The sequence below is a fragment of the Bradyrhizobium sp. SHOUNA76 genome (genome assembly GCF_023006445.1).
Classification (GTDB): Bacteria; Pseudomonadota; Alphaproteobacteria; order Rhizobiales; family Xanthobacteraceae; genus Bradyrhizobium.
Window position 1 is genome coordinate 1 of record NZ_JALBHA010000209.1, and the last position, 9,845, is coordinate 9,845.

10 protein-coding genes and 2 pseudogenes are annotated in these 9,845 nt (G+C 63.8%); 8 read left to right on the forward strand and 4 right to left on the reverse strand.

Annotated features, from left to right (window positions below):
- The 6 genes from MOV74_RS20835 to MOV74_RS20860 form a co-directional block, all read left to right on the forward strand.
- Positions 1-1,192, forward strand: a 1,192-nt coding sequence (locus tag MOV74_RS20835; RefSeq protein ID WP_246926172.1) for an FHIPEP family type III secretion protein, incomplete at its 5' end; no start/stop codon positions are given.
- Positions 1,189-1,941 carry a flagellar biosynthesis protein FliR gene (gene fliR, locus MOV74_RS20840; protein WP_246926175.1) on the forward strand — a complete coding sequence of 251 codons (753 nt, stop codon included), beginning with the start codon at positions 1,189-1,191 and terminating at the stop codon, positions 1,939-1,941. The genes MOV74_RS20835 and fliR, both read left to right, overlap by 4 nt.
- Positions 1,942-1,946: 5 nt before the next feature.
- Complete coding sequence (locus MOV74_RS20845) at positions 1,947-2,366, forward strand: hypothetical protein (RefSeq protein WP_246926177.1); 420 nt, start codon at positions 1,947-1,949, stop codon at positions 2,364-2,366.
- Positions 2,363-2,839: a rod-binding protein gene (locus MOV74_RS20850; RefSeq protein WP_246926178.1), complete on the forward strand. Its 477-nt coding sequence runs from the start codon at positions 2,363-2,365 to the stop codon at positions 2,837-2,839. Before MOV74_RS20845 ends, MOV74_RS20850 begins: the two co-directional genes overlap by 4 nt.
- Positions 2,840-2,882: 43 nt before the next feature.
- Positions 2,883-3,392, forward strand: coding sequence for a flagellar biosynthesis protein FlgN (locus tag MOV74_RS20855; RefSeq protein ID WP_246926180.1), 510 nt, complete (start codon positions 2,883-2,885; stop codon positions 3,390-3,392).
- A complete protein-coding gene (locus tag MOV74_RS20860; RefSeq protein ID WP_246926182.1) occupies positions 3,389-3,847 on the forward strand; it encodes a hypothetical protein in 459 nt (152 codons plus the stop codon). Before MOV74_RS20855 ends, MOV74_RS20860 begins: the two co-directional genes overlap by 4 nt.
- A 193-nt stretch (positions 3,848-4,040) precedes the next feature.
- On the opposite strand, the gene MOV74_RS20865 is transcribed toward MOV74_RS20860, so the two are convergent.
- Entirely contained in the window at positions 4,041-4,811 is a 771-nt protein-coding gene (locus MOV74_RS20865; RefSeq protein ID WP_246926183.1) for a response regulator transcription factor, read from the reverse strand.
- A gap of 819 nt (positions 4,812-5,630) precedes the next feature.
- Between MOV74_RS20865 and MOV74_RS20870 the strand changes: the two genes are divergently transcribed.
- Positions 5,631-6,581: a hypothetical protein gene (locus MOV74_RS20870; RefSeq protein ID WP_246926185.1), complete on the forward strand. Its 951-nt coding sequence runs from the start codon at positions 5,631-5,633 to the stop codon at positions 6,579-6,581.
- A gap of 11 nt (positions 6,582-6,592) precedes the next feature.
- Here MOV74_RS20870 and MOV74_RS20875 read toward each other — a convergent pair whose 3' ends face one another.
- Positions 6,593-7,171 (reverse strand): MarR family winged helix-turn-helix transcriptional regulator, encoded by a 579-nt coding sequence (locus MOV74_RS20875; RefSeq protein WP_246926187.1) that lies wholly within the window; start codon positions 7,169-7,171, stop codon positions 6,593-6,595.
- A gap of 584 nt (positions 7,172-7,755) precedes the next feature.
- Here MOV74_RS20875 and MOV74_RS20880 point away from each other — a divergent pair.
- Entirely contained in the window at positions 7,756-8,643 is an 888-nt protein-coding gene (locus MOV74_RS20880; protein ID WP_246926189.1) for a dienelactone hydrolase family protein, read from the forward strand.
- Between the two features lie 66 nt (positions 8,644-8,709).
- On the opposite strand, the pseudogene MOV74_RS20885 reads toward MOV74_RS20880, so the two are convergent.
- Together MOV74_RS20885 and MOV74_RS20890 are read right to left on the reverse strand one after the other, a co-directional pair.
- Positions 8,710-9,369: pseudogene (locus MOV74_RS20885) on the reverse strand (serine hydrolase domain-containing protein); the annotation flags it as partial.
- A gap of 73 nt (positions 9,370-9,442) precedes the next feature.
- Positions 9,443-9,845: pseudogene (locus MOV74_RS20890) on the reverse strand (NAD(P)-dependent oxidoreductase); the annotation flags it as partial.

Sequence of the window (9,845 nt, forward strand, 5' to 3'; positions counted from 1 at the left end):
CGTGCTCGCCTTGATGCCGGGGCTGCCGTTGGCGCCCTTCGTGCTGCTCGGCGGCGTCATGGCCTTCGTCGGCTACTCGCTGCCGAAGCAGCAGGCGGCCCGTGAGCGCAAGGAGGCGGCGCTCAAGGCCGACGAGCGTGCCCAGACCGAGGCCAAGGAATCCGTCAAGGACCAGCTCAAGACCGCCGAGATCGAACTGGCGCTCGGCGGCCATCTTTCGGTCCATCTGCTAGGCTCGCGCACCGAGCTTGCGCACCGCGTGGCCAAGATCCGCAAGAAGTTCGCCAAGCAGTACGGCTTCGTCGTTCCCGAGATCAAGCTCACCGACAATCTGTCGATCGATCCCAAGAGCTACCAGATCCGGATCCACGACACGCGCATCGCCCACGGCGAGCTCAGGCTCGGTGAGGTGCTCGTGCTGGTCGACAAGGACGGCAAGCCCGACGTGCCGGGCGAAGAGGTGGTCGAACCCGCCTTCGGCATGAAGGCGCTGTGGGTGACGGAAGCCTTCACGGACGAAGTCAAGCGGCAGGGCTGCAAGCCGGTCGACAATCTGTCGGTGCTGCTCACGCATTTGAGCGAAGTGATCCGGGCGAACCTCGCCCAGCTGTTGTCCTACAAGGACATGCGCGCGCTGCTCGATCGGCTCGATCCCGAATACAAACGCCTGGTCGAGGATCTCTGCCCGTCGCAGATTTCCTATTCGGGCCTGCTGGCGATCCTGAAGATCCTGCTGGCCGAGCGCGTCTCCATTCGCAACCTTCATCTGATCCTCGAGGCGATTGCCGAGATCGCGCCCCATGTGCGGCGCTCCGAGCAGGTCGCAGAGCATGTGCGGACGCGGCTCGCCCAGCAGATCTGCGGCGACCTCTCCGACAATGGTGTGCTCAATGTCGTGCGTCTCGGCAACCGCTGGGATCTCGCGTTCCACCAGAGCCTGAAGCGCGACGCCAAGGGCGACGTCGTCGAGTTCGACGCCGATCCGCGCCTGATCGAGCAGTTCGCGACCGAAGCCAGCACCACGATCCGCAAGTTCACCGAGAGCGGCACCAGCGTGGTGCTGGCGGTGACGCCCGAAGCGCGCCCCTATGTCCGGATGATCCTGGAGCGGGTGTTCCCGACACTGCCGGTGCTGTCGCATGTCGAGGTCGCGCGCAGTGCCGAGATCAGGGCCCTCGGAGCCGTATCGTGATCTCCGGCCTTGCCGACAGCGTGCTGGTGACGTTCATCGTGTTCTGCCGCATCGGCGCCTGCCTGATGCTGGTGCCCGGCTATTCCAGCGTCAACGTTCCGGCCCAGGTCCGCCTGTTCGTCGCGCTGGTCACGACGTTTGCGCTGGCGCCGATCCTGATCGCGGTGCTGAAGCCTCTCACGGACAACGCCGCGCCGCTGACGCTGGCGCTCCTGATCTGCTCGGAGCTCCTGGTCGGCAGTGTCATCGGGCTCGGCGGCCGCGTGTTCTTCCTCGCGCTCCAGACCATGGCGACCGTGATGGCGAGCGCGATCGGCCTGAGCAACATCCCGGGGACGCCGGTTGCCGACAGCGATCCGGCGCCGGCGCTGGTGCCGCTGATCATGGTGTCGGTCACCACGCTGTTCTTCATGACCGACCAGCATTGGCAGGTCCTGCGCGGGCTGATGAACTCCTACGACGTCTGGCATCCCGGCAGCAGGCTCGGCGGCGGCATGGCGCTCGACCAGCTGGTCGGCCGCCTGTCGGAAGCGTTCGTGCTGACGCTGCGGATCACCAGCCCCTTCATCGTCTATTCGGTGATCGTCAACCTGGCGGTCGGCCTGATCAACAAGCTGACGCCGGCCATTCCGGTCTATTTCATCTCCGTGCCCTTCGTGCTGTTCGGCGGTTTCCTGCTGCTCTATCTCACCAGCGACGAATTGCTGACGCAATTCATGCTCGGCGTCTCGTCGTGGCTCGCGGAGTGACGGTCATGACCTCGCGTGCGGACAAGCTCGGCCGGATGGTCTCGCTCGTGAAGCTCCAGCTCCGGCTGTCCGAATGGCAGCTCGCGCAATTGCGGCAACAGGAGAGAAGCCTGCAGGACGAGCAGGAATGGCTGGTGGGAGCCCTCAACGATGGCAAGCCGCCGGCGGGCTCGTCGAGCGAATCGATCGCGCGGCGCTTGAACCGGACGAGCGTCGGCGCGCGCGAGGTTCAGGCGCAGGCCGCTCAGCAGCTCGACCAGGTTCGCAGCGAGAGCCGTCGCGTCAAGCAGCTCGAGGAAGTCGCGAAGGCGGCGCTGGCCGACAAGCTCCGCGACGCGGAGAAGCGGGTCCTCGAGGAGATGACGGGACTAAGCCCTGCCGTGCGCGCGTGGACGCCGCGGCCAGCCAACCGGAACAAGACATGATCGTGACAGCGACGCCCGACCTCGTTCTCGACGTCCTCGAGGCCGCCGATCCCGTGGCGCAGCGCGCGGCGACCGCGAAGCTCGATGCGCTGAAATCTTCCGACGCCGACTTCGCCGCCACGATGGACGCGGAGGCCGGCAAGGCCGCGGCGGCCGCCGGTCAATCCGCGACGAAAGTGTCCGAGGCGCAGTCTGACGCTGTGAACGGGGCGCCGGTGCGGGTGATCAAGGCGCCGGCATCCGGCGAGGTGTACCGAAAGTTCGAAGCGTTCATCCTCCAGACCTTCGTCGAGACGATGTTGCCGAAGGAATCGGAGGAGGTCTTTGGCAAGGGCACGGCCGGCGGCGTCTGGAAGTCGATGCTGGCGGAGCAGCTTGGCAACCAGCTGGCAAAGGGCAAGGGCATCGGCATCGCCGAGCGGCTCGCCGCCGCGCATCCGCCGGGCCCGAACAATGCCGGCAAGGCCGGATGATGATCCGAGGAATGGGTGACAGACGTTGAGGGGTGAATTTCCTATGCAGGCACAAGAAGGCGCGGCGGCCATGGTGATCGAACCGGTCGCTGACATCGAGGCGATGACGACGGAAGCGGCAGCAGCCAATGCGCTGCTGCCCGTGCTGCTTCCGATCGTGGGCAGCGAGGCCGTGGTCGATGGCGCGGATGCGGCGAGATCGGACGAGGTGCGCGGCCTGCTGGCGGCAATCCGTCGGCTCGAGAGCATCGTCGAGGAGGAGACCGTCGCGCTCGCGACGGGTCAGAAGATCGATTTCGACGATTTCAGCGCGCGCAAGAGCCGGAGCATGCTCGAATTCGTCCGCCTGATGCGGGCACGGATGCATCTCGGCGGCGAAGTCGAGGTCACCGAGGAGATTCAGCGGCTGCGCGAGAAGCTCGAGCGCAACCGCTCGATCCTCGAAATGCACTACGACGCGGTGCGCGAGGTCGCCGGCATCATCGTCAAGGCGATCAAGGAGGCCGAGTCGGACGGCACCTATACCGGTCGCGCAGCACAGGACGGAAAATGATCAGACTGGTGCTGGCCGGGCTCTGGGTATGCATCCTCACCGCGGGCACAAGCTATGCCGTGGCCTATTGGAAGGAAAACGGCAGCCTGCTGCCGGCAAAGGACGAATATCTCGACGGGCTGCAATACCAGAAGACGCGGGCCCTGAGCGTGCCCATGGTCGAGAACGGCAATGTGCAGGGCTATATCGTCGCGCGCTTCGTTTACACCGTGGAGGCGCGGACCATGCACCAGCTCAACGTTCCGCCGGAGCCGTTCGTCGTCGACGAGGCTTTCCGCAGGATCTATGCCGACGACCGTCTCGACTTCAGGAAGCTCGCCCGCTACGACCTTTCCGTCCTGACCACGGCCATCAAGCAGCGCGTCAACGAGCGGATGCAGGCTGAAATCGTCCAGGACGTCCTGGTCGAGGATTTCAACTACGTATCCAAGGAAGAATTCCAGTCGAAGCCGTAGCGCGCGACGCTTCGAAATCGAATCGCGCTCGGCCGACACAGCGATATTCTCTCCGTTCCCTCCCCCACAAGGGGGGAGGGAACGGACCTCCGGGCGCTAGCAGGGCTCAACCCATCGGCTCATAACGTACAACGGCCTCCGCGAAGCTGCTTCGCGGAGGCCGTTGCCGGTTTCGTGGCAGGCTCGCGCCGCCTCAGTTTCCGGCCGGGTAGGCCGCCGGGACGGCATGCGCCCTGTTGAGGAGGATGCCGACCTCGTCGAGCTCCTGCATCGGCTCGTCGAGAGTCCCGCCGGCGGGGATGTCGAGGCGGTACCCGACGTAGCGCCGGGCCACGATCGCGTCGAAGCCGAGGCGGTCGCGGAGCTTCTTGCGCAGCTTGCTGACGTGGCTCTCGATCACGCTCTCATCGAAGGTGGACTCGAAGATGCCGTAGACCGCGTTGAAGATCTGCGTCTTGGTGATCCACTTGCCGTGATTGCTGACCATATATTCGAGAATGCGCAGCTCGCGGCGGGGCAGGGTGAGGGCGTGGCCCGCGATCTCGGGGTCACGGCCGTTGAAGAAGACCTGGATCCTGGTCTCGCAGGGCCTTGGCAGCTCGCCCACCCGGCGGCGCGCGATCGCGGCCGTTCGGGCGAGGATCTCGCGGAGGTGGATGGGCACGTGCACGACATCGTCGACGCCCGATTCGAACAGCTCGAGCGTGTTCTTGAGCATTTTCTGGCCGCTCACGGCGATGATGGGAGCCGAGGAACGCTTGCGCATCGCCCGCGGCAGGCTTCCGCGGGCATCGCAATCCCCGAGGAGGAAGGCGTCGACCGCTGCCAGATCCGATTCACTTGCGGATTGCAGCCAGTCCCAGAATTCCCCGGAGGAGAATCCGATCGACGATACGCCTTCGCGAACGAGCCCTCCGACGTAGCTGTTCGCGACGCTCTCGCGATCATCAACGATAATATACATCAGTCTTTCGCCCCTGTTTCGCAACTGTTGCGGCCGGTTGGTTGTTGTGATGCCCCGGCTCGGCAACGATGCTGTTTGACGACATTCCTTCCCGCGAACCGTTGTTATGGTTTCGATATTCGCGGGCAGCCCTACGCATTCAGTGCCTGCGTGTCGCAGGCCTGGTACTTCGACTCGATACTGAACGCTTACTGCGTGAGGCTCGGCGGGTGTCTTACGGATCACCTCGCGGAGCGGATTGAGAAACGACCTAGACCAGTTGCGCCAAGTTGCTCATCGCGTCCGGACGCCACTAACCTGTGTCGATCTCCTCGCCAACTGACGAGAATCACTTGACTAGGACCGTAACGATTGCCGATTCCCGATCAAGCGTGCGCCACAAAGCGATTGCTACGTGTGCTTGATGCTGTTGGTTTGTTTCGAGTTGTTTCTTGGTGTATTCAATCGCATCAGTTGATTTAGTTGCTAAACTAGTTCTGCACCGCAATGGTTGTATGGTTCCGCATCCCCGTACAATTACAGCTATTTTGGGTGGTGCTGGGAGTCACGCATATCGAGTGGTTTTCAACCCGGGATTGACCCTCTCGCACGCCTTTCCACGTGCGACAATTCGACTCACGAGTATCGGCGAGACTCCAGCTTGGCGAAATCTTGGCGAGTGTGTGTCTTTCGAGTCGCACTCTCGCCACGTGCATGGCGCGTTTGGGCCATGGAGTGTCGCATCGCGCGTGATGAAAATCTTTCGATGCGCACGTTTCAGGCAAGCTTCGGCAAATAACGTCATCGTTCGACAGATCGAACCGAACGGAGCATTTTCACATGTTGTCCGATGGACAAGCTCGTCCCAACGCGACCGCTGATGTTTCCGCAACGGTTAAGCCTGCTCCCGAGCCGCGCGATGCAAAGGACAATACGGTGCCCGCGAGCAAGCCTGTTGCGGGAGCAAAGCGCGTCTCGGCCGCGGCGAGCGACGAAGCTCTCGCGAAGGAGGCGCTCGAGGGGCTGAAACGCATTCGCGCGAAGGCACGTCTCGACAAGATGGCGATACCCAAGCCCGCGACGACCGTGATCAAGCCGGCCGTGATCGTGGCCAAGCCCCCGCCGCCCCGTCCGACGTGGGTTGCGCCGCTCGCAACATTGGCGGTCGCCGCCATGCTTGTGGTGTGTGCCTGCACCGGCGTGATCGCCTATCTCGCCACGCAGCCCGCCCAGAGCAACGTTGCGGCCAATACGGAGATCAGAAATCTGCGCGAGACCGTCGCGCAATTGCGCAAGCAAATGTCGGGCGTGTCTGAAAATCTCGATGGCCTGCGCACCGCGGTCGATCAATCGAGCAAGGCGACCAATGACCGCTTCGGCAGGTTCGCCGAGAACCTGGACCGCATCGAGCGGGTGAGTTCGTCCTCGACGGTGAAGCTCGACAAGCTCGCTCAGGCCCAGGTCCAGGCTCCGGCACCGGCGATGGTGCAATCGCAGCCCGCCTCGCAGCAAGGGCCGATGATGGCCTCGGTCGCAGCGCCCGAGGTCACGGGCTCGGTGTCTCCGTCCGAGCGCGCGTCGGCGCCGCGGAAGGTGATCAAGGGGTGGTCGGTCCGCCAGGCCTACGAAGGAATTGCGATCCTGCAGAGCCCGAACGGCGTCATCGAAGCCGTGCTGGGACAGCAGGTGCCCGGCCTTGGCCGCATCGAGGAGATCAGGAACGAGAACGGTCGTCTGGTGGTGGAGTCGAGCGGGGGCGTCATCTATTCGTCACGCAAGGCGACGCCCTGATCGAACGCCGCCTATTGGCGGTGATGCTCGAAGCTGGTGCATAGCAGATCGACCTCCGCCTCCGCGATCGGCGAGCGGAACAGGCGGCAGCTGAATTCAGCCGTTGCCTTGCTGTCGGTGGTGGTTCGCTCCTCCCGGAGGAAGATGCATCGCTTGCAAACGTCGGTATGGTGCCGCTGCTCGGCCGCGTCCGACTGATCCAGCACGTGCCGGAACGTGTCGCGGAAGCGGATCTTGACCTGGTCGTCGAGGACGGCAATCGCTTCGACGAGAACGTTGACGGGGTCGCGCACCAGGAACTTCTTGCCCTGCTGCGTCACGCTCAGCATCACCGAGCGCTTGTCGGTGGCCGATCGTTTCCGCTCGAGATAGCCGAGCCGCTCGAGCTCCCCGATGATGAACGAGGCGGTGCCGCGCGTGGTGCCGACGTAACTCGCGAGCGCCGAAGGCGTCCGGGAAAAGCGGTTGGCGCGGGAGAGAAATCGCAGCGCCATCCACTCGCGGTCGCGCAAGCCGTGCTTGGTGCCTTCGAACCACAGGATCCGTGCGACCTGCTCCAACAGTTCAATCGATTCGCGAGCCAAATTCATTTCAGTTCCGGTCGGATGAAGCTTTATTCAATTGAGCCTTGGTTAGCGCAATCTGGGTGGACGAGAATGAAGTCCGCGAGTGGCCTTCGTCCGTTGCCGAACGCGCGGGCCGTGCGTGGGGAAGAAGCTTTCCGTTGCCGGAGATGGAACTTCCGGGGGTGGAACTAGGGCGTCACAAAGAAAGTTCGAGTAAATCGCACCGCTCGAGTCATCCGAAAATTTCAATCAAATGACGGTGGTTCGCGTGATGCATTCCGGTCGCGCGCGGCATCCGGGCAACATGATGTATCGTTGCGGCCACCGTCGAGCCCATTTATTGCGGGAGACCGTTTCGAATGGCGCGAAGGAGCGAAGTGTCTGCAACGTCGGACCGTGCGGAGTGCAGCGGAAGAACCCCCATTTTCGGTTAATGGATGTTGCGTTGCAGCGCCGCCACGCGGTTAAATCGGACACACGATCGATCCGGACAGCTCGCGCATCGTCTTAGGCCCCTGCTCGCAGGCCGGTGACTTGCGTTTCCCCGGCAACTATTGGCGAATGCGTCGCCCTCGCGGGCACGATAGGCAGCAGCAAGGGACCGACCGATGAGCTTCGAAACCACCATGACGTCCGACGTCGTCGGATTGACGAAAGCCGCCCCGCTCTCGCGCCGTGGATTCATGAGCGCCACCGCGGCGGTCGCCGCCGGTTACACGCTTGCGGCCGGGCCCGTGCGCGCCGAGGTGATCACGACCGACGCCAACGGTCTCCAGGCTGGCGACGCCAAGATCAAAATCGGCTCCGAAGAGATGCCCGCCTATTTCGCCCGTCCTGCCGGCAACACCAAGGCGCCGGTGATCATCGTGGCGATGGAGGTTTTCGGCCTGCATGAATACATCAAGGACGTGACGCGGCGCCTCGCCAAGCTCGGCGCCTTCGCGATCGCGCCCGACTATTATTTCCGCAAGGGCGTCGATCTCACCAAGGTCACCGAGATCAAGAACCTCTTGCCGGTCGTCAATGCCAAACCGGACGCCGAGCTGCTGTCCGATCTCGACGCGACGGTGGCGTGGGCGGGATCGCAGGGCGGTGACACCGCCAAGCTCGGCATCGTCGGCTTCTGCCGCGGCGGCCGCACGGTCTGGGAATATGCCGCGCACAGCGGCACCCTCAAGGCAGGCGTTGCCTTTTACGGGACTCTGGTCGATCCCGAAAATCCGCTGTTGCCGAAGAGCCCGATGCAGCTCGCGCCCGAGATGAAGGCGCCGGTGCTCGGCCTCTACGGCGGTGCCGACACCGGCATTCCCGTCGCGCAGGTCGAGCAGATGAAGGCCGCGCTCGAGCAGAACAAGAAGACGGCCGAATTCAAGATCTACCCCGAAGCGCCGCACGGCTTCCATGCCGATTATCGCGGCAGCTACCGCAAGGACGCTGCGGAAGATGCGTGGAAGCAGGCACAGGCCTGGTTCAAGAAGTACGGCGTGTTGAGCTGACGCTAGATACGCCAGCTACGAAAGGGTGGCCCGATCGGCCGCCCTTTCATTCTCAGTGCAACGATCTCACTTCGTCATCGCGCCATAGACGATGTCCTGAACCTGCTCGCGATAGTATTTCCTGAGCTCGCCCGGCGCAGCCGTTCCCACCACGACGACGAGACGCTCCTTGGGATCGCAGAAGAACTGCGTTCCGTAGGCACCGTTCCAGGTGAACTCGCTGGGATTGCCGGGGACCGACGACAGCCCTTCGCTGGTGCGCACCGCGACTGAAAGGCCAAAGCCGAAGCCGCCGCGATGGGGCTCGACGTTGGCAACGTTGTTCTTGATCTCGGGGCCAAGGTGGTTGGTCGTCATGTGATGCACGGTCTTCGGACCGAGAATGCGCTAGCCGTCGAGCTCGCCGCCGTTGAGCAGCATCTGCCCGAAGCGGAGGTAGTCGCCGATCGTCGCGAACGAGCAGGCGCCGCCGAACTTGGTCGGCGTGTCCAGCAGCTTGATGACTTGCGGCTTGCCGGTCAGCGGGTCGTTGGCAAAGGGGCGGGCGAGGCGAGGGCGCTGCGCGTCGGTCGGGTGGAAGGTAGCATCCTTCATGCCGAGCGGCTGCCAGACGTTGGCGGCGAGATAATCGCCGAGCTTCTGCTCGCTCACTTTCTCGACCACAGCACCAAGCACGTCGATCGAAAAACCGTATTCGAACTCGGTCGAGGGCTGGTGCGCCAGCGGGTCCGGATCGAGCAGGCCGTAGGCCAGTCAAGCGCGGGCGGGGCATGTCTGGGACGCGCCGGGGATGCCGGAACTATCGTCCTTCGCCCGCGCGCCACAACGCATCGATGCCGTCCCGATAGGTCGGGTGGACAAGTGTAATGCCGAGCTCGCGCTTCAATTTCGCGTTGGAGACACGGGCGCTGCTGGCATAGAAGCTGCGGGCCATCGCCGACATCTCGGCTGTCGCGAACGGCTCTTCGGGCGGCGGCGCAACGCCCGTCAGCTCCGCCGCATAGGCGATCACGTCCTGCGGCGGCGCGGGCTCGTCGTCGCAGACGTTCCAGATCCGGCCGCTTCCGTGGTGAATGGCGGCCATGATCGCGCTAGCGATGTCGTCGACATGGATCCGGTTGAAGACCTGGCCGGGCTTGATGATGCGCCGGGCCGTGCCAGCCCGCAGCGTCGCCAGTGCGTTGCGGCCGGGGCCGTAGATG

Bases quoted from the DNA above. Each gene is read 5' to 3' on its own strand.
- MOV74_RS20875 (WP_246926187.1), bottom strand. From the start codon at position 7,171: ATGAATTTGGCTCGCGAATCGATTGAACTGTTGGAGCAGGTCGCACGG.
- MOV74_RS20845 (WP_246926177.1), top strand. From the start codon at position 1,947: ATGACCTCGCGTGCGGACAAGCTCGGCCGGATGGTCTCGCTCGTGAAG.
- MOV74_RS20870 (WP_246926185.1), top strand. From the start codon at position 5,631: ATGTTGTCCGATGGACAAGCTCGTCCCAACGCGACCGCTGATGTTTCC.
- MOV74_RS20880 (WP_246926189.1), top strand. From the start codon at position 7,756: ATGAGCTTCGAAACCACCATGACGTCCGACGTCGTCGGATTGACGAAA.
- MOV74_RS20855 (WP_246926180.1), top strand. From the start codon at position 2,883: ATGCAGGCACAAGAAGGCGCGGCGGCCATGGTGATCGAACCGGTCGCT.
- MOV74_RS20865 (WP_246926183.1), bottom strand. From the start codon at position 4,811: ATGTATATTATCGTTGATGATCGCGAGAGCGTCGCGAACAGCTACGTC.
- MOV74_RS20860 (WP_246926182.1), top strand. From the start codon at position 3,389: ATGATCAGACTGGTGCTGGCCGGGCTCTGGGTATGCATCCTCACCGCG.
- MOV74_RS20850 (WP_246926178.1), top strand. From the start codon at position 2,363: ATGATCGTGACAGCGACGCCCGACCTCGTTCTCGACGTCCTCGAGGCC.